The sequence below is a fragment of the Burkholderia sp. APQ4-4ca genome (assembly GCF_057837105.1).
Genome location: NZ_JBYQCG010000124.1, coordinates 1 through 19,368 on the forward strand (window position 1 = coordinate 1; position 19,368 = coordinate 19,368).

The window sequence follows — 19,368 nt, forward strand, 5'->3', positions numbered from 1 at the left end:
ACGAGCGAGCGGATCGCGCCGTCCTGCGGGACGATCGACAGGAACGCGCCTTCGACCTGCGGCAACTGCGTCATCGACCACTTGCCGGCGTCGTTCCTCACCACACGGACGATCGCGCCCGGGCGGATGCGGCGATTCGGCTGCGCGTTGGCCGACAGCGCGCTCGACGCGAAGCGCAGGTTATCGCCCTCGATCGTCGCGGTGCTGCCGTCGATGAACGCCACCGTGATCTGGCGCGGGCTCGCGGCCGTCACGACCGCGGCGATCAGCTCGCCGTTGTCGGGGTGCTCGAGCAGCGCGTCGTCGATCGCCTGTTCGCGATCGTCGGCACCGGCCGGCAGCTCGATGAAGCCTTCCGGCCCGCGATAGCCGTGGCGGCGCTCGTAATCCATGATGCCCTTGCGCAGCGCGGTGTACGCGACCTGCTGGTCCGCGGAATCGATCGTCGTGACCACGTTGAAGCCGCGCGTGTAGGTTTCCTCGTGATACTGCGCGTACATCATCTGTCTGACCATTTCGGCGACGTACTCCGCGTGCACGCTGAAATCGCGGCCCGGCCCCTTGACGACGAGCGGCTGCGCGGAAGCTTCGTCGTACTGTTCGCGCGTGATGAAGTTCAGCTCGAGCATCCGCTGCAGGATGTATTCCTGACGCACCTTCGCGCGCTTCGGGTTCACGACCGGGTTATACGCGGACGGCGCCTTCGGCAGTCCCGCGAGCATCGCGGCTTCCGCGAGCGTGATGTCCTTCAGGTCCTTGCCGAAATAGACCCGCGCGGCGCTCGCGAAGCCGTACGCGCGCTGGCCGAGATAGATCTGATTCATGTAGACCTCGAGAATCTGATCCTTCGTCAGCGCACGCTCGATCCGGTACGCGAGCAGCATCTCGTAGATCTTGCGCGTGTAGGTCTTCTCGCTCGACAGGAAGAAGTTGCGCGCGACCTGCATCGTGATCGTGCTCGCGCCCTGCGACGCGTGGCCGTTCGTCAGCGCGACGAAGCCGGCGCGGATGATGCCGGTGAGGTCGACGCCGCCGTGATCGTAGAAGCGCGCGTCCTCGATCGCGAGGATCGCCTTCTTCAGCGAGTCGGGCACGTCCTTGAAATGGACGACGTCGCGGCGCTCCTCGCCGAATTCGCCGATCAGCACGTGATCGGACGTGTAGATGCGCAGCGGCACCTTCGGCCGATAGTCGGTCAACGCGTCGAGCGACGGCATGTTCGGCCAGGCCACCACGAGCGCGTAGCCGAGCACGAGGCCGCCGGCCACGACGAGGGCCACGCACATCGCGGCGAAGCCGAGCAGGACTTTTTGCCACCAGGGCCGCTTCTGCGGCTCCGGAGCGGGAGGCGGGGACGTAGGAGTCGTGGATTGCATAGGCATACCGGAAAACAGTCCCGCGATTATAGCTGCCCGGTAAGACCGGTCCCGCGGGGGCGCCCGTCGGACAGCCGCGGGTCGGCGTGCCGTCAGCATAGTCCGTGCACGGCCGCCGTGGGCCAATGCTGGCCGTTTGGCCGACTGTCGGCCGCGCGCGTCGCTTTGCAGAATCAGGGCTCGGAAACGCGGCGTGGGCCGCGACGATCTCGGGAGGCTGGGATGGCAGGACGATGGGTGGCGCGGTTTGCACAGGGCAGGCACCGGTCGACGGGAATCGACGTCGGCGCGCACGAAGTGAGGGTGGCCGTGCTGAGCCGGCGCGGCAGGGAAGCGACGGTGCGCGTCGAGGGGCTCGAGCGGGAACCGGTCGGGTTGGCGGGCGGGCCGGAAGACGCGCGTTGGGCGGCGGTCGCGCGGTCGCTGGCAGCGGCCGTGGCGCGGCTGTCGGCGTCCGACGTGCAGTGCGACGCGCGCGGCGTGATGGCGCTGCACGATGACGAGATGCGCACCGCGACGCTCGATCTGGCCGGGCGCGGCGACATTCCGGACGCCGCGCGGCAGGCCGCCGAACGCATCTCGGGGCTCGCGCCGGACAGTCTCGCGTTCGACTGGCGGCACTACGGCGGCGTGCAGTCCGGCGCGATCGCGGTGGCGGTGGCGCCGCTGGCGCTGCTCGAGCGGCGGATCGACGTGGCCGCGCAGGCCGGCATCGATCTGACGGTGATCGACGGCGAGTCGGCCGCCGTGCTGCGCGCGCTGCGCTATGCCGCGCAGTTCGAACTCGATGCGCAGGGCGCCTATGCCGTGCTGTGGTTCTGCGACGCGGGCGTGCGCGGCTGGCGGATCGAGGGGCGATCGGCGATCCCCGTGCTCACCCTGTCCGGCACGTTGCCGGAGGCGCTTCCCGATGCGTTGCGTCGGCGCGTGCTGGGGGCAGTCGGTTGCGTACTCGTCGCCGGGGACGAGCGATGTATCGCCCGCTTCGATACGTCGGTTGCCGAGATCGGCGACGTCCTCGGCACGGCGGTAATCCCGTTCGACTGCACGGGCTGGGACGGCCGGCCGTGCGCGCGCGCCGCCATGCCGGGCGGCCCGGCGTTTGCCGTCGCGTTCGGGCTGGCGTTGCGCGGGGTGTGGGAATGACGGCCGGTCACGTGACGGCAAACGGCGGCGCCGAGGCCGCGGCCCAGCAGGCCGTGCAGGCGGTACTCGGCGACTTCAACCTGCTGCCGTACCGCGAGCGGCTGGCGCACGCGTTGCGACGTCGGCGGGCCACGCAGTGCGGTGGGGCGATCCTGCTCGGCTTGCTCGGCGCCGGTGTGTGGACGGGGGCTGCCGTGTTGTCGCGGTGGCGGGTGGATGCCGAGCGCGCCGGCGTGGAGGCGCGGCTGCGGCAGGTGCAGCCGCAGGTCGCTGCTGCGGCGAGCGCGGCCAATGCCGCCGCGGCCGTCGCGCGGCGCGACGCGCAGGTGGCTGCGCTGGCCGCGCCGTACCGGCGCGTGGCAGGGTTGCTGGCGACCCTGAAGCGGGTGCGGGCCGATCAGATCCGGCTCGACGCGCTGCGGATGACGACGACCGGCGCCGTGCTCGAGGCGCGCGCCGCGAGTTACCGGGCGGCTGCGCGGTGGCTCGCCGCGATGGCGCGCGAGCAGCGCGGCTGGCGGATCGATATAGATACGTTGAAGCCCGCTTCGGATGCGGCGGCTTCGACTGCCGGGATGCCGTTCCGGTTCTCGGTGCAGTTGCGCTGGCACGATGCGACGTCGTCGCGGACCGGGTCGGGAGGTGGCGCATGACGACGCTCGCACATCGGCCAGCGCTGCACGCGGGCGCCGGCGTGGGCCGCGTGCCGCGCGTGTCGCCGGCGGCTGCGCATGCCGCGGGTTGCGTGCTCGCGTTCGCGGCCGTGCTGGCAGGCGGCATTCATCTGGCAAATGCGGCCGACTGGAGCGGGCTGGCACATAGTCGCGCGTTGCTCGCCGCCGCCCATGCACGCGCGGCCGACGCGCAGCGCGTGCTGGCTTCCGCCGGACAACGACGCGACGGGCATCCTGCGTCAACGCGCGACGGTCGCTTGCCGCCTACGCCGGAATGGGCCGCGCTGATGCTGGCGCTGGCCGATCTCGCCGCGTCGAGCGGGCTGCACGGCGTGTCGGTCGAACCGCAGCGTGCCGAGGGCGCGGCGCGGGACGGTCGACGGACCGTGCACCTCGCCGCGGATGGCAGTTTTCGCGCGCTGCTGCATATGGTCGACGGGCTGGCGCGCTTTCCGGTGCTGGCGGTACCGTCGGCGCTGCGTATCGAGCGCGGCATGTCGGCGGCGCGAGTAGATATATCCGTCGACGTATTTCCGGCGCTGCCGGCGACAACGGCTGCCGAGGGCAACATGCCGGTTCGCGCCGCGGCGCCCGACACCGATCCGTTCGGCGAGGCAGGCCCGGTCGAAGCGGCGGGGCGCGCAGCCCGCCTGGCCGGCACGATTCGCGACGCGCGTGCCGGCCTCGCGTTGTTCGACGAAGGCGACGGCGCGTTCACGGCCGTCGCACCTGGCGAGGTGCTGGGGGCCGCGCGCGTGGTGCGTGTCGAGCGCGCGGCCGTGACGCTTACGACTGCGGACGGACTGCAGCGGCTTGTTCTTGACGACGGAGGCCGGCCATGACGAAGCACGGCTATTGGGTGCTCGCCATCTGGGCCGGTCTGACGGCGGCCGGCGCAAGCGCGTCGTTGCCGCCGCTGCCGGCGGTCTGGCCGGCCGGGGCGACGGATGTGTCGGTGCCGGGCCTGCCGCAGCCGCTGCGCGTGGCCGACAGCATGGGCAGCGCGGTGGCGGATGAGGCCGGCCCGCCGCCGTTCGATCAGGCGGCACGCACGGCGCTGCAGACGGAAACCGCCGCACCGGTCCCCACGCTGGAGGGACCGCCGATCCCGCTGGCGCCGCCGGCCCGGATGAGCGACGCCGCGGCACGGCAACCGGGCGACGCGGACGACGCACGGCGGATTTCGTTGAATCTGCAGGGCGTCGGGCTCGCGGCTGCGTTCGACGCGATCGCGCGATTCACGGGGCTCAATATCGTCGTCGGCGAGCAGGTACGCGGCACGGTCACGTTACGTCTGAATAATGTCCGCTGGCGCGACGCGTTCGACACACTGCTCGACACGCACGGGCTCGCGATGTCCCGGCGCGGCAATGTGGTCTGGGTCACGCCGGCGGCCGAGCTGGCGGCGCGCGAACGCGAGCGCTTCGACATGCATGCGCGGGCCGCCGATCTGGAGCCGCTCGCGAGCCGGACGTTCGCGCTGCACTATCCGCGCGCGCAGGACGTGCAGCGGCTGCTGGCCGGCGCGACCGGCCAGCGCCTGCTGTCGAAGCGCGGAGCCGCGGCGGCCGATCCGCGCACGAACCTGCTGTTCGTGACCGATCTCGCGCCGCGTATCGTGCAGATCGCCGGCCTGATCGACGCGATCGACCGGCCGTCGCGGCAGGTCCGGATCGAGGCGCGCATCGTCGAAGGCGAGCAGGGTTTCTCGCGCAACCTCGGCGCGCGTGTCGCGCTGCGTGCGCAGGGGCGGCCGTCTTTGGCCGAGGGTGCGTCCTTCACGGCGGATGCGCGCAACGCGCTGGATCTCGCCGCGCGGCCGCTCGGCGGCTTCGACGCGGCGACCGCCGGCTTCACGCTGTTCGCCGCGCCGCTCAGCCGCGTACTCGACATCGAGTTGAGCGCGCTGGAGGCACAGGGTCGGGGTCAGATCGTTTCGCGTCCGCGGGTGGTGACCGCCGACCGTGTCAAGGCCATCGTCGAGCAGGGCTCCGAGCTGCCGTACCAGGCGAAGGTGGGCAATGGCATGAGCGGCGTGCAGTTCCGCCGTGCGACGCTGAAGCTGGAGGTCGAGCCGCAGATCACGCCGGACGGGCGCGTGGTGCTCGATCTCGACGTGACGAAGGACAGCGTCGGCGAGCCGACCGCCGCGGGCCCCGCGATCCATACGAAGCACGTGCAGACGCGCGTCGAGGTCGAGAATGGCGGGACGGTCGCGATCGGCGGCATCTATGAACAACTGAGCCGGAACGATGTGACGCGGGTGCCGCTCTTGGGCAAAATACCGTTTCTGGGCGCGCTTTTCCGGCACCGCGCGCAGCGCGACCAGCGCAACGAACTGGTCGTCTTCATCACGCCGACCGTCGTCGATGCGCGTTGCGGCGTACCCGGCGCGGGCGGCGCGGATGCCGAGGAAACGGGGCCGGAAGCCGCCGGCGCAGGCTCGACAAGGCAGCCGCTTTGCCAGTAAGCTGCGCCACACACCAGCAAGATTGAAGCAGAGGAAGCCGTTGCAAGCGCGGGACCCACATGCAAACGTATTTTTCGTCGGCCTTATGGGAGCGGGTAAGACCACCGTGGGCCGTGCGGTCGCGCGTCGTCTCGACAGGACGTTCTTCGACTCCGACCACGAAATCGAGGCCCGTACGGGCGCGCGCATTCCGGTGATCTTCGAGCTGGAGGGCGAGGCCGGGTTTCGCGATCGCGAAACGCAGGTGATCGCCGAGCTCGCGCAGCGCGAGAACATCGTGCTCGCGACGGGCGGTGGCGCGGTGCTGCGCGCGGAAAATCGCGACAGCCTGAAAAGCCACGGCATCGTCGTCTATCTGCGCGCCAACCCGCACGATCTGTGGCTGCGCACGCGCAAGGACAAGAACCGCCCGCTGTTGCAGACGGAAGATCCGAAGGGGCGTCTCGAATCCCTCTATGAAGTGCGCGACCCGCTGTACCGCGAATGCGCGGATTTCGTCATCGAGACCGGCCGTCCGTCGGTCAACGGTCTCGTCAACATGGTGCTGATGCAACTCGAACTGGCCGGCGTCATCGCCAAGCCGCTACAAGCATGATTACTGTCAACGTCGATCTGGGCGACCGCGCCTATCCGATTCATATTGGCGCCGGCCTGATCGGCCGCACCGAGCTGTTCTCGCCCCACATCAAGGGTTCGTCGGTCACGGTCGTCACGAACACGACGGTCGATCCGCTGTACGGCGACGCGCTGCGCGCGGCGCTCGCACCGCTCGGCAAGCGCGTGTCGACGGTCGTGCTGCCGGACGGCGAGGCGTACAAGAACTGGGAAACGCTGAACCTGATCTTCGACGGCCTGCTGACGGATCACGCCGATCGCAAGACGACGCTCGTCGCGCTCGGCGGCGGCGTGGTCGGCGACATGACGGGCTTTGCCGCCGCGTGTTACATGCGCGGCGTGCCGTTCATCCAGGTGCCGACGACGCTGCTGTCGCAGGTCGATTCGTCGGTCGGCGGCAAGACGGGCATCAACCACCCGCTCGGCAAGAACATGATCGGTGCGTTCTACCAGCCGCAGGCCGTGATCGCGGACATCGGCGCGCTGACGACGCTGCCCGATCGCGAACTGGCGGCCGGCGTCGCCGAAGTCATCAAGACGGGCGCGATCGCCGACGCCGAGTTCTTCGACTGGATCGAGGCGAACGTCGATGCGCTGAACCGTCGCGAGCCCGCTGCACTGGCGCACGCGGTGAAGCGTTCGTGCGAGATCAAGGCGAGCGTCGTCGCGGCCGACGAGCGCGAAGGCGGCCTGCGCGCGATCCTGAACTTCGGCCACACGTTCGGCCATGCGATCGAGGCCGGGCTCGGCTACGGCGAATGGCTGCACGGCGAGGCGGTCGGCTGCGGGATGGTGATGGCCGGCGACCTGTCGGTGCGGCTCGGCCTCTTCGACGAAGCGTCGCGGCAGCGCCTCGATGCGGTGATCGCGGCCGCGCACCTGCCGACCCGCGGGCCCGCGCTCGGCGATGCGCGCTACATGGACCTGATGCGCGTCGACAAGAAGGCCGAGGCCGGCGCAATCAAGTTCATCCTGCTGAAGCGATTCGGCGATACGCTGATCACGCAGGCGCCGGACGAAGCGGTATTCGCTACACTGGCGCGGACGACCGGCTAACGGCGGCCCCGATCCGCCGGCGCCCCTGACATGGAGGAGACGTGAGCGAGACATCCAGCAGCACACTGCCCGAAGCCAGCCGCGCATCCACCGCGCCGGTGGCCGAGCCGCCGACGCTGGCGGCGCTGGAAGCCCATCTCGCTCCGTATGCCGCGCACGCGTCGCAGTCGCGCGGGCGCCGCCATCCGGAAACCCCGCCGGCGGCGCGCACCGAATTCCAGCGCGATCGCGACCGCATCGTCCATTCCACCGCGTTTCGCCGGCTCGAATACAAGACGCAGGTCTTCGTCAATCACGAAGGCGACCTGTTCCGCACGCGCCTCACGCACAGCCTCGAAGTCGCGCAGATCGCGCGCTCGGTCGCGCGCAACCTGCGACTGAACGAGGATCTCGTCGAAGCGATCTCGCTCGCGCACGATCTCGGCCACACGCCGTTCGGCCATGCCGGGCAGGACGCGCTGAATGCGTGCATGCGCGAGCACGGCGGTTTCGAGCACAACCTGCAGAGCCTCGCGGTGGTCGACGAGCTCGAGGAGCACTACGGCGCGTTCAACGGGCTGAACCTGTGCTTCGAGACGCGCGAAGGCATCCTGAAGCACTGCTCGCGCGAGAATGCGCGCAAGCTCGGCGCGCTCGGCGAGCGCTTCCTGCAGGGCCGGCAGCCGTCGCTCGAGGCGCAGCTCGCGAACATCGCCGATGAGATCGCCTACAACAACCACGACGTCGACGACGGCCTGCGCTCCGGCCTGATCACGATCGAGCAGCTCGCGGAAGTCGAGCTGTGGCAGCGTCACTACGAAGCGGCGCTCGCCGAATTCCCGCACCTCGAAGGCCGTCGTCTCGTGCACGAGACGGTGCGCCGCATCATCAACACGCTGATCGTCGACCTGATCGACGAAACGACGCGCAATCTCGTGCGCGTCGCACCCGCGTCGCTCGACGACGTGCGCGACGCGCCGCCGCTCGTGTCGCACAGCCCCGAGGTCGCCGCGCAGGCAGCGGCCCTCAAGCGCTTCCTCTTCAAGAACCTGTATCGCCACTACAAGGTGATGCGCATGGCGAGCAAGGCGCAACGCGTCGTCACCGGGCTGTTCGACGCGTTCATCGACGATCCGCGCCTGCTGCCGCCGCCGTACCAGTCCGACGATACGGCGCAGCAGCCGCGTCTCGTCGCGCACTACATCGCCGGCATGACCGACCGCTTCGCGCTGAAGGAATATCAGCGCCTGTTCGTCGTCAACGACAACTGACTGTCATAAACGATCACTAGACTTCGCCGGTTCAATGGCGACGGAAATGTTGCACACGCTGTTGGTAACGTTTTCATAGGAGAGGTCGATGAAGAAGAAACCTGCGGGGACACTGGTTCGTTCGATCGCGCTCGGCGGCGCGCTGATGTTCGGGGCGCAGCACGTGGCGCTCGCCGCGACGGAAATCCAGTTCTGGCATGCGATGGAGGCTGCGCTCGGCGAGCGGGTCAATGCGATCGCCGACCAGTTCAATGCGTCGCAAAGCGACTACAAGATCGTGCCTGTCTTCAAGGGCACCTACGACCAGGCGCTCGCGGCCGGCATCGCGGCGTATCGCAGCGGCAATGCGCCGGCGATCCTCCAGGTCTATGAAGTCGGCACGGCGACGATGATGCAGGCGAAGAAGGCGGTCGTGCCGGTCTACGACGTGTTCAAGCAGGCCGGCGTGACGCTCGACGAAAAGGCGTTCGTGCCGACCATCGCGAGCTACTACAGCGACGCGAAGACGGGCCACCTCGTGTCGATGCCGTTCAACAGTTCGACGCCGGTGCTGTACTACAACAAGGACGCGTTCAAGAAGGCCGGCCTCGATCCGAACCAGCCGCCGAAGACGTGGGCCGACGTGAAGGCCGATGCCGAGAAGCTGCGCAAGTCGGGGATGGCGTGCGGCTTCACGACCGGCTGGCAGGGCTGGATCCAGCTCGAGAACTACAGCGCATGGCACGGGCTGCCGTTCGCGAGCCGCAACAACGGCTTCGACGGCACCGACGCCGTGCTCGAGTTCAACAAGCCGCAGCAGATCGAACATATCGCCTTCCTCCAGCAGATGGCGAAGGACGGCACGTTCACGTACGCGGGCCGCAAGGATGAAGCGTCGGCGAAGTTCTACAGCGGCGACTGCGGGATCCTGACGACGTCGTCGGGCGCGCTCGCGAACGTGCAGAAGTTCGCGAAATTCAGCTACGGCACGGGCATGATGCCGTACGACGCGAACGTGAAGGGCGCGCCGCAGAACGCGATCATCGGCGGCGCGAGCCTGTGGGTGCTGGCCGGCAAGGATCCGGCGACCTACAAGGGCGTCGCGAAATTCCTCGCGTACCTGGCTTCACCTGCCGTCGCCGCGAAGTGGCACCAGGACACGGGCTACCTGCCGGTCACGACCGCCGCGTACGACCTGACGCGCCAGCAGGGCTTCTACGCGAAGAACCCGAGCGCCGAAACCGCGATCAAGCAGATGCTGAACAAGCCGCCGCTGCCGTACACGAAGGGGCTGCGCCTGGGCAACATGCCGCAGATCCGCACGGTCGTCGACGAGGAGTTCGAGCAGGTCTGGGCGCAGAAGAAGTCGCCGAAGGACGCGCTCGATTCGGCCGCGTCGCGCGGCGACGAACTGCTGCGCCGCTTCGAGAAGTCGGGCGGCTGAGCGCGCATCGCTTCGTGCCGCCGGCGGCGCAGCGCGCGAGCGCGGGCCGTCCGGCGGCGCGGTTTCCCTTCCGTTTCGCCTGACCGGATATCCGCGATGCAATCCCGTTCCCGTTTCGGTACGAGCCCGGTGCCGTACCTGCTGATCGCGCCGCAGCTCGCGATTACCGCCGTGTTCTTCCTGTGGCCGGCCGGCGTCGCGCTGTGGCAGTCCACGCAGATGCAGGACGCGTTCGGCACGTCGAGCGAATTCGTCGGCTTCGCGAACTTCACGCACCTGTTCGCCGATCCGCTGTATCTCGATTCGTTCCGCACGACGCTCGTGTTCAGTTCGCTCGTCACGGTGAGCGGGCTCGTCGTGTCGCTGCTGCTCGCCGCGTGCGCCGACCGCGTGATCCGCGGCGCGCGCGTGTACCGCACGCTGCTGATCTGGCCGTACGCGGTCGCACCGACGATCGCGGCCGTGCTGTGGGCGTTCCTGTTCAACCCGAGCATCGGCCTGATCACGTATGCGCTCGCGAAGGGCGGCATCGTGTGGAACCATGCGCTCAACGGCGGGCAGGCGATGTTCCTCGTCGTGCTGGCGTCGGTGTGGAAGCAGGTGAGCTACAACTTCCTGTTCTTCTACGCGGGGCTGCAGGCGATTCCGCGCTCGCTGATCGAGGCGGCGGCGATCGACGGCGCGGGCCCGGTGCGGCGCTTCTTCAACATCGTGCTGCCGCTGCTGTCGCCGACGAGTTTCTTCCTGCTGGTCGTGAACCTCGTCTACGCGTTCTTCGACACCTTCCCGGTGATCGACGCGGCCACCGGTGGCGGCCCGGCGCAGAGCACCAAGACGCTGATCTACAAGATCTTCGCGGAGGGCTTCCAGGGGCTGGACATCGGCAGTTCGGGCGCGCAGTCGGTCGTGCTGATGATCGTCGTCGTCGGGCTCACGGTGATCCAGTTCCGCTTCGTCGAGCGCAGGGTGCAATACGCATGATCGAGAATCGCAAGGGCTTCGACCTGTTCTGCCACGCGGTGCTGATCGCGGGCGTCGTGCTGATCGTGTTCCCCGTGTACGTCGCGTTCTGCGCGGCGACGATGAACGCGCAGGAAGTGTTCACGGTGCCGCTGTCGCTCGTGCCGAGCACGCACCTGTTCGAGAACGTCGCGTATATCTGGGGGCACGGCAGCGGCGGCACGACGGCGCCGTTCGGCCGCCTGCTCGTGAACAGCTTCGCGATGGCGCTCGGCATCGCGGTCGGCAAGATCGCGGTGTCGATCCTGTCCGCGTACGCGATCGTCTATTTCCGCTTTCCGTTCCGCAATACGGCGTTCTGGCTGATCTTCGTCACGCTGATGCTGCCGGTGGAAGTGCGGATCTTCCCGACCGTGCAGGTCGTGTCGACGCTGCATCTGACGAACACCTACGCGGGGCTCTCGCTGCCGCTGATCGCGTCGGCCACCGCGACGTTCCTGTTCCGCCAGTTCTTCATGACGCTGCCCGACGAGCTGATGGACGCGGCGCGCATCGACGGCGCGGGGCCGCTGCGCTTTTTCTGGGACGTCGTGCTGCCGCTGTCGAAGACGAGCATCGCGGCGCTGTTCGTGATCACGTTCATCTACGGCTGGAACCAGTATCTGTGGCCGATCCTGATCACGACGGAGGCGTCGCTGTCGACGGCGGTGGTGGGCATCAAGACGATGATCGCGAGCGGTGACGCCGCGACCGAATGGCAATACGTGATGGCGGCGACGCTGCTGGCGATGATTCCGCCGCTCGTCGTCGTGCTGGCGATGCAGCGCTGGTTCGTGCGCGGCCTCGTCGATTCCGAAAAATAACCCCACTGCAACCGGGAGAAGGACCAGGTATGGCTGCGCTGAGCTTGAAGGGCGTCAGGAAATCCTACGACGGCAAGCAGCACGTGCTGCATGGCATCGACGTGGAGATCGCCGACGGCGAATTCATCGTGCTGGTCGGCCCGTCGGGCTGCGGCAAGTCGACGTTGCTGCGGATGATCGCGGGGCTCGAGACCGTGACGGACGGCGAGATCGCGATCGGTGGCCGGGTCGTCAACACGCTGGAGCCGAAGGATCGCGACATCGCGATGGTGTTCCAGAACTATGCGCTGTACCCGCACATGACGGTCGCGCAGAACATGGGCTACGGGCTGAAGATCCGCGGGATCGAGCGCGCGACGATCGATTCAAGGGTGGCCGCGGCCGCGAAGATCCTCGAGCTCGAGCCGCTGCTCGCGCGGCGGCCGCGTGAGTTGTCGGGCGGCCAGCGGCAGCGCGTCGCGATGGGTCGCGCGATCGTGCGCGAGCCGTCGGTGTTCCTGTTCGACGAGCCGTTGTCGAACCTCGACGCGAAGCTGCGCGTGCAGATGCGGCTCGAGATCCAGCGGCTGCACGCGCGGCTCGCGACGACGAGCGTGTACGTGACGCACGACCAGATCGAGGCGATGACGCTCGCGCAGCGGGTGATCGTGATGAACCGCGGCTACGCGGAGCAGATCGGCGCGCCGGTCGACGTGTACGAGAAACCGGCGACGGTGTTCGTCGCGGGCTTCATCGGCTCGCCCGCGATGAACCTGATGCACGGCCGGCTGTCGGAGGACGGCGCGACCTTCACGGTCGCGGGCGGCGGCCCCGCGCTGCCGGTCGCCGGCGCGCCGGGTATCGGCCGCGAGATCGCCGCCGGGCGCGACTGGGTGCTCGGCGTGCGTCCCGAGCACATGACGCCGCAGCCGGGCGTCGCGCACGCGACGCTGCCGGTCGATTCGTGCGAGCTGCTCGGCGCGGACAATCTCGCGCACGGCCGCTGGGGCGATCACGACGTCGCGGTGCGCCTGCCGCACGCGGACCGCCCCGCGCGCGGCACGGCGCTGGCGGCCGCGCTGCCCGCGCACCGGCTGCATTTCTTCGATCCCGAAACCGGTAAGCGTGCCGGCTGAAACCGCTGCATTCGCCGAGAGACCGACGATGATCACCCGCCCCGACTGGCCCTATCCGCGCGTCGTCGCCCATCGCGGCGGCGGCACGCTCGCGCCGGAGAACACGCTTGCCGCGCTCGACGAGGGCGCGCGGCGCGGTCACCGGATGGTCGAGTTCGACGCGAAGCTGTCGGCCGACGACGTGACGTTCCTGCTGCACGACGACACGGTCGACCGGACGTCGAACGGCCACGGAGCGGCGGCGGACATGCGTTATGCGGCGCTGGCCGCGCTCGATGCCGGCGCGTGGCGCGATGCCCGCTTCGCGGGCGAGCGGATGCCGACGCTGGAGGCGGCCGCGGCACGCTGCCTCGCGCACGGGCTGGCCGCGAACGTCGAGATCAAGCCGTGCCGGGGGCGCGAGCGCGAAACGGGGCAGCGCGTGGCGGCCGACGCGGCCGCGTACTGGCGCGATGCCGCCGTGGCGCCGCTGCTGTCGTCGTTCTCGTTCGACGCATTGCAGCAGGCGCGCGCGACCGTGCCGGGCCTGCCGCGCGGGATGCTCTACGAAGTCGTGCCGGACGACTGGCATGCGCAGGTGATCGACGCGCTGGCCTGCGTATCGTTGCATGCAGACCACAGCCGGCTCGACGAACCGCTCGTGCGTGCGATCAAGGCGGCCGGGCTGCGCATCCTGGTTTACACGGTGAACGACCTCGAACGGGCGCGCGAACTCGCGCGCTGGGGCGTCGATGCCGTGTGCACGGACCGCATCGACCTGATCGCGCCCGATGCACTGGACGACATCGACATCGTCTGATGGCCCCCGGCCACGGCCTCTGAGGGGCGGCGGCGTCCGGCAAAACCCGTGCGCGGAACGTGCCCGACGCGAAAAAACGACGCCCCGACGGGATTCCCGCCGGGGCGTTTTGCATCGTGGAGACGTTACGCCAGGAAAATTCCGCTACAAATTGCAGCGGGATTAACCATTCCCCAAATATTCGACTACGCTTAGAAGCGATAGCCGACGTTCAGGTACGTGACGATCGGGTTCAGCGAGATGTGGGCCTTCGATGTTTCCGTCAGCGTCCCGACCGGCGTCCGGCGGGCCGTCGTGAAAGTCGCGGTCACGCTGACCGGGATGTACGAGAGCGACAGGCCCGCGAACCAGTGTTTCGTGAAGTTGTACGTGAAGCCGGCGTTGAAGACGGGCGCCCACTGGTTGCTGGTGGTCGCGCTGGTCGGGCCGCCGAGCACGCCGTTCTCGAAGCTGCCGTTCGTGATCTTCGCGCCGGTGAACCAGACATAAGTGGCGCCGATGCCGACATACGGACGGAATTTCGCGTTGGCGTCGTTGAAGTGGTAGCGAAGCAACACGGCCGGGCTCCACTGGTACGCACGGCCGAGTACGCCGAATCTTTCGAACTGACCCTTGCCGGTGATGTCGAACTTCGGCGGTATCCCCATGACGAGCTCGGTGGAGATATGGTCGGTGATGAAGTAGCCCGTCGCGAGCCCCAGCGTATCGGCGTCGCTGATGCCGGCGCCGGTGTTGGGAATCGACTGGTTGATGGGCGTGCCGCCTACGCCGTAGACGAACAGCGGGTCGCTGCTGTCCTGCGGCGAAAGGTGGAACCAGCCGGTGCTGACGTAGAAATCACCTGCGGATTGTGCGTGTGCCGTACCGCCCGCGAACGCGAATGCGAGCGCTGCGGCCCCCGTAATGGCCAGTTTTCGTTTCATTGTGTCTCCTCCGATCAAAGGCGTGCTCATTATGACGACTGCGTTTAAAACCAAACAAGCTCGTAAGTTAGAGTTTTCTCCCTAGGATTCGCACGACCGTACGCATACGCGCGCCGCAGGGACAGGCATTCTACGCAGGTGCGCTATTTCGGACCTCCGGGTATTTCCTAACGCGTTCAAACGGACATTCAGCATGGCACGGTTAGCACGACTCTACGTTCCCGACCAGCCGCAGCACGTGATACTGCGCGGCCTGGATCAGCAACCCGCGTTCGTCGACGACCAGGACTACGAACTCTTCATCGATTGCCTGAAGGCCGCCGCACGCGATCACCACCTGTCGGTGCATGCCTACGTGCTGCTGCCGCGCCAGGTGCAACTGCTCGTGACGCCGAGCGACGAGGCCAGCCTGCCGAAGGCGATGCAGGCCGTCGGTCGTCGCTACGTCGCGCATTTCAACCGGCGCTATTCGCGGCGCGGCACGCTGTGGGAAGGCCGCTATCGCGCGACGGTGATCGAAGGCGAGCGCTATTTCCTGCTCGCGAGCCGCGTGGTCGAGATGAGCCCGGTGCGCTCGCAACTCGTCGCGACGCCCGAGGCCTATCGCTGGTCGAGCTACCGGCATCACGTCGGGCTCACCGTCGACAGCCTGATCACCGACCATCCGCTCTACTGGGCGCTCGGCAACACGCCGTTCGACCGCCAGCGCGCGTACAAGGAGCTGTGCGAGCAGCCGCTCGACGAGCGGCAGGCCGACCAGCTGCAGCAGGCGACGCTGAAGGGCTGGGTGCTCGGCGGCGAGAATTACCGCGAGTGGGCGGCGCGCACCGCGAACCGGCGCGTGTCGCCGTTGCCGCGCGGACGCCCCAGAAAGGTGCGCGAGAACACGCCCCCGATCCAGCAGTAACGCCGGAAAGGCGGGCCAGAAGCGGCGCTCCGGGCGCCGTTTCTTTTTGCACCAAAGTGATACGCCCCTAATAAAAAGGCACTACATCAAGGCATTCTATTAAATGGGGTTCGATCAAGCGGTTTTTGTTGCTATTCCCTTGATTCGTCGCGTATATTCCGAATTCCGGTGGCCCGGGCGAAGCTTGCCCCACCACGGTCGGCCGCGCCGTCTCCCGCCGGGAGCGGGATCGATGGCAACAAGAAAACGGTTCAACGGCCTCCAGGCCCCCTTTACGACGGTGTCCCCATGAACGACCACCAGCAGCCGCTCGCCGCGGTGCCCGCCGCACAAGGTCTGTACGACCCGCAAAACGAACACGACGCCTGCGGCGTCGGCTTCGTCGCTCACATCAAGGGCAAGAAGAGCCACGAGATCATCCAGCAGGGTCTGAAAATCCTCGAGAATCTCGATCACCGCGGCGCGGTGGGCGCCGATCCGCTGATGGGCGACGGCGCGGGCATCCTGATCCAGATCCCGGACGCGTTCTATCGCGAGGAAATGGCGAAGCAGGGCGTGGACCTGCCGCCGGCCGGCGAATACGGGGTGGGGATGATCTTCCTGCCGAAGGAGAACGCATCGCGTCTCGCGTGCGAGCAGGAGCTCGAGCGTACGGTGAAGGCCGAAGGCCAGGTCGTGCTCGGCTGGCGCGACGTGCCGGTCGACCATGCGATGCCGATCTCGCCGACGGTCAAGGCCAGCGAGCCGCTGATCCGCCAGATCTTCATCGGCCGCGGCAAGGACATCATGGTCACGGACGCGCTCGAGCGGAAGCTGTACGTGATCCGCAAGACCGCGAGCCACCGCATCCAGGCGCTGAAGCTCAAGCACGGCAAGGAATACTTCGTGCCGTCGATGTCGGCGCGCACGATCGTCTACAAGGGGCTGCTGCTCGCGGGCCAGGTCGGCGTGTACTACCGCGACCTGCAGGATCCGCGCGTCGTGTCGGCGCTCGCGCTCGTGCACCAGCGCTTCTCGACCAACACGTTCCCGGCGTGGGAGCTGGCTCACCCGTACCGGATGATCGCGCACAACGGCGAGATCAACACCGTGAAGGGCAACGTGAACTGGCTGAACGCGCGTACCGGCGCGATCGCGTCGCACGTGCTCGCCGACGATCTGCCGAAGCTGTGGCCGCTGATCTATCCGGGCCAGTCGGATACCGCATCGTTCGACAACTGTCTCGAACTGCTGGTGATGGCCGGCTACCCGCTCGTGCACGCGGTGATGATGATGATCCCGGAAGCGTGGGAGCAGCACACGCTGATGGACGAGAACCGCCGCGCGTTCTACGAATATCACGCCGCGATGATGGAGCCGTGGGACGGCCCGGCCGCGATCGCGTTCACCGACGGCCGCCAGATCGGCGCGACGCTCGACCGTAACGGCCTGCGCCCGGCGCGCTACATCGTGACCGACGACGACCTCGTCATCATGGCGTCGGAAGCCGGCACGCTGCCGATTCCCGAATCGAAGATCGTCAAGAAGTGGCGCCTGCAGCCGGGCAAGATGTTCCTGATCGACATGGAACACGGCCGCATCATCGACGACAAGGAACTGAAGGACAACCTCGCGAACGCGAAGCCGTACAAGAGCTGGATCGACGCCGTGCGCATCAAGCTCGACGAGATCGAGCCGAAGGCCGAGGAAGTCGCGGCCGGCCGCACGCAGGGCGCCGCGCTGCTCGACCGCCAGCAGGCGTTCGGCTATACGCAGGAAGACCTGAAGTTCCTGATGGCGCCGATGGCGCAGCAGGGCGAGGAAGCCGTCGGCTCGATGGGCAACGACTCGCCGCTGGCGGTGATGTCGAACAAGAACAAGACGCTCTATCACTACTTCAAGCAGCTGTTCGCGCAGGTCACGAACCCGCCGATCGACCCGATCCGCGAGAACATGGTGATGTCGCTCGTGTCGTTCATCGGCCCGAAGCCGAACCTGCTCGACACGAACAACATCAACCCGCCGATGCGTCTCGAAGTGTCGCAGCCGGTGCTCGACTTCAAGGACATCGCGAAGATCCGCGCGATCGACCAGTACACGGGCGGCAAGTTCAGCGCATACGAGCTGAACATCTGCTATCCGGTCGCCTGGGGCAAGGAAGGCATCGAGGCGCGTCTCGCGTCGCTGTGCGCGGAAGCCGTCGACGCGGTGAAGTCGGGCTACAACATGCTGATCGTGTCGGATCGCAAGACGGACGCCGAGCACGTCGCGATTCCCGCGCTGCTCGCCACGTCGGCGATCCACACGCACCTCGTCCAGCAAGGGCTGCGCACGAGCACGGGCCTCGTCGTCGAGACGGGCTCCGCGCGTGAGACGCACCACTTCGCGCTGCTCGCGGGCTACGGCGCGGAAGCCGTGCACCCGTACCTCGCGATGGAAACGCTCGCGAAGATGGCCGAAGGCCTGCCGGGCGACCTGTCGCCGGAGAAGGCCATCTACAACTTCACGAAGGCGGTCGGCAAGGGCCTGCAGAAGGTGATGTCGAAGATGGGCATCTCGACGTACATGTCGTACACGGGCGCGCAGATCTTCGAAGCGCTCGGCCTGTCGAGCGACCTCGTCGAGAAGTACTTCAAGGGCACGGCGTCGAAGGTCGGCGGCATCGGCCTGTTCGAAGTCGCGGAAGAGGCGATTCGCCTGCATCGCGATGCGTTCGGCGACAGCCCGGTCCTGCGCGACATGCTCGACGCGGGCGGCGAGTACGCGTATCGCGTGCGCGGCGAGGACCACATGTGGACGCCGGATTCGATCGCGAAGCTGCAGCACGCGACGCGCAGCAACTCGTACCAGACGTACAAGGAATACGCGCACCTGATCAACGACCAGACCAAGCGTCACATGACGTTCCGCGGCCTGTTCGAGTTCAAGGTCGAGCCGACCAAGGCGATCCCGATCGATGACGTCGAGCCGGCGAAGGAGATCGTCAAGCGCTTCGCGACGGGCGCGATGTCGCTCGGCTCGATCAGCACCGAAGCGCACGCGACGCTCGCGGTCGCGATGAACCGGATCGGCGGCAAGTCGAACACCGGCGAAGGCGGCGAGGACCAGAAGCGTTACCGCAACGAGCTGCGCGGCATTCCGATCAAGTCGGGCGAGACGTTGAAGTCGGTGATCGGCGACGAGATCGTCAGCGACATTCCGCTGAAGGACGGCGATTCGCTGCGCTCGAAGATCAAGCAGGTCGCGTCGGGCCGCTTCGGCGTCACCGCCGAGTACCTGGCATCGGCCGACCAGATCCAGATCAAGATGGCGCAGGGCGCGAAGCCGGGCGAAGGCGGCCAGCTGCCGGGCCACAAGGTGTCGGAATACATCGGCAAGCTGCGTTACTCGGTGCCGGGTGTCGGCCTGATCTCTCCGCCGCCGCACCACGACATCTACTCGATCGAGGATCTGGCGCAGCTGATCCACGACCTGAAGAACGTGAACCCGAGCGCGAGCATCTCCGTGAAGCTCGTGTCGGAAGTGGGCGTGGGCACGGTCGCGGCCGGTGTCGCGAAGGCGAAGGCCGATCACGTCGTGATCGCCGGCCATGACGGCGGCACGGGCGCGTCGCCGCTGTCGTCGGTCAAGCATGCGGGCACGCCGTGGGAGCTGGGCCTCGCCGAAACGCAGCAGACGCTGGTGCTGAACCGCCTGCGCGGCCGTATCCGCGTGCAGGCCGACGGCCAGATGAAAACGGGCCGCGACGTCGTGATCGGCGCGCTGCTCGGCGCGGACGAATTCGGCTTCGCGACGGCGCCGCTCGTCGTCGA

The 19,368-nt window shown here is 67.7% G+C and carries 16 protein-coding genes; 14 read left to right on the top strand and 2 right to left on the bottom strand.

Features of this window, described 5'->3' with window-relative positions; all coding sequences use genetic code 11:
- Nucleotides 1–1,376: penicillin-binding protein 1A (locus AC3IFE_RS15755; protein ID WP_489191057.1), on the bottom strand; the 1,376-nt coding region annotated here is incomplete at its 3' end.
- 222 nt (nucleotides 1,377–1,598) lie between these two features.
- On the opposite strand from AC3IFE_RS15755, the gene AC3IFE_RS15760 reads away from it, so the two are divergent.
- The 12 genes from AC3IFE_RS15760 to ugpQ all read left to right on the top strand — a co-directional run bounded on the left by AC3IFE_RS15760 (nucleotide 1,599) and on the right by ugpQ (nucleotide 13,747).
- Nucleotides 1,599–2,522, top strand: a complete 924-nt coding sequence (locus AC3IFE_RS15760) for a competence protein ComA (protein WP_489191059.1) — start codon at nucleotides 1,599–1,601, stop codon at nucleotides 2,520–2,522.
- Entirely contained in the window at nucleotides 2,519–3,175 is a 657-nt protein-coding gene (locus AC3IFE_RS15765) for a fimbrial protein (protein WP_489191060.1), read from the top strand. The genes AC3IFE_RS15760 and AC3IFE_RS15765 overlap by 4 nt, the downstream gene beginning before the upstream one ends.
- Nucleotides 3,172–4,038 (top strand): pilus assembly protein, encoded by an 867-nt coding sequence (locus AC3IFE_RS15770; RefSeq protein WP_489191061.1) that lies wholly within the window; start codon nucleotides 3,172–3,174, stop codon nucleotides 4,036–4,038. Before AC3IFE_RS15765 ends, AC3IFE_RS15770 begins: the two co-directional genes overlap by 4 nt.
- Complete coding sequence (locus AC3IFE_RS15775) at nucleotides 4,035–5,666, top strand: type IV pilus secretin PilQ (RefSeq protein ID WP_489191062.1); 1,632 nt, start codon at nucleotides 4,035–4,037, stop codon at nucleotides 5,664–5,666. The genes AC3IFE_RS15770 and AC3IFE_RS15775 overlap by 4 nt, the downstream gene beginning before the upstream one ends.
- 40 nt (nucleotides 5,667–5,706) lie before the next feature.
- Nucleotides 5,707–6,261 carry a shikimate kinase gene (locus AC3IFE_RS15780; protein ID WP_089466474.1) on the top strand — a complete coding sequence of 185 codons (555 nt, stop codon included), beginning with the start codon at nucleotides 5,707–5,709 and terminating at the stop codon, nucleotides 6,259–6,261.
- Nucleotides 6,258–7,337, top strand: coding sequence for a 3-dehydroquinate synthase (gene aroB, locus AC3IFE_RS15785; protein ID WP_489191063.1), 1,080 nt, complete (start codon nucleotides 6,258–6,260; stop codon nucleotides 7,335–7,337). Before AC3IFE_RS15780 ends, aroB begins: the two co-directional genes overlap by 4 nt.
- Nucleotides 7,338–7,378: 41 nt before the next feature.
- On the top strand, nucleotides 7,379–8,587 hold the full coding sequence (locus tag AC3IFE_RS15790) for a deoxyguanosinetriphosphate triphosphohydrolase (protein ID WP_489191064.1): 1,209 nt from the start codon (nucleotides 7,379–7,381) through the stop codon (nucleotides 8,585–8,587).
- An 88-nt stretch (nucleotides 8,588–8,675) separates the two neighbouring features.
- Nucleotides 8,676–10,010, top strand: coding sequence for a sn-glycerol-3-phosphate ABC transporter substrate-binding protein UgpB (ugpB, locus tag AC3IFE_RS15795; protein WP_301738926.1), 1,335 nt, complete (start codon nucleotides 8,676–8,678; stop codon nucleotides 10,008–10,010).
- Between the two features lie 96 nt (nucleotides 10,011–10,106).
- The gene (ugpA, locus tag AC3IFE_RS15800; RefSeq protein ID WP_089466478.1) at nucleotides 10,107–10,991 is read left to right on the top strand and encodes a sn-glycerol-3-phosphate ABC transporter permease UgpA; all 885 of its coding nucleotides are present in this window, start codon (nucleotides 10,107–10,109) and stop codon (nucleotides 10,989–10,991) included.
- Nucleotides 10,988–11,833, top strand: coding sequence for a sn-glycerol-3-phosphate ABC transporter permease UgpE (ugpE, locus tag AC3IFE_RS15805; protein ID WP_050013146.1), 846 nt, complete (start codon nucleotides 10,988–10,990; stop codon nucleotides 11,831–11,833). Before ugpA ends, ugpE begins: the two co-directional genes overlap by 4 nt.
- Before the next feature lie 29 nt (nucleotides 11,834–11,862).
- Nucleotides 11,863–12,948, top strand: coding sequence for a sn-glycerol-3-phosphate import ATP-binding protein UgpC (locus AC3IFE_RS15810; protein WP_489191066.1), 1,086 nt, complete (start codon nucleotides 11,863–11,865; stop codon nucleotides 12,946–12,948).
- A gap of 28 nt (nucleotides 12,949–12,976) precedes the next feature.
- Nucleotides 12,977–13,747: a glycerophosphodiester phosphodiesterase gene (gene ugpQ, locus AC3IFE_RS15815; protein WP_489191068.1), complete on the top strand. Its 771-nt coding sequence runs from the start codon at nucleotides 12,977–12,979 to the stop codon at nucleotides 13,745–13,747.
- Between the two features lie 191 nt (nucleotides 13,748–13,938).
- Here the strand turns inward: ugpQ and AC3IFE_RS15820 are convergent, their stop codons facing one another.
- On the bottom strand, nucleotides 13,939–14,670 hold the full coding sequence (locus AC3IFE_RS15820) for an OmpW/AlkL family protein (protein ID WP_034209756.1): 732 nt from the start codon (nucleotides 14,668–14,670) through the stop codon (nucleotides 13,939–13,941).
- Nucleotides 14,671–14,863: 193 nt separating this feature from the next.
- Between AC3IFE_RS15820 and AC3IFE_RS15825 the strand changes: the two genes are divergently transcribed.
- Entirely contained in the window at nucleotides 14,864–15,577 is a 714-nt protein-coding gene (locus AC3IFE_RS15825) for a transposase (RefSeq protein ID WP_027783329.1), read from the top strand.
- Between the two features lie 288 nt (nucleotides 15,578–15,865).
- A partial coding sequence (locus AC3IFE_RS15830) for a glutamate synthase-related protein (protein WP_489191069.1) occupies nucleotides 15,866–19,368 on the top strand: 3,503 nt, incomplete at its 3' end.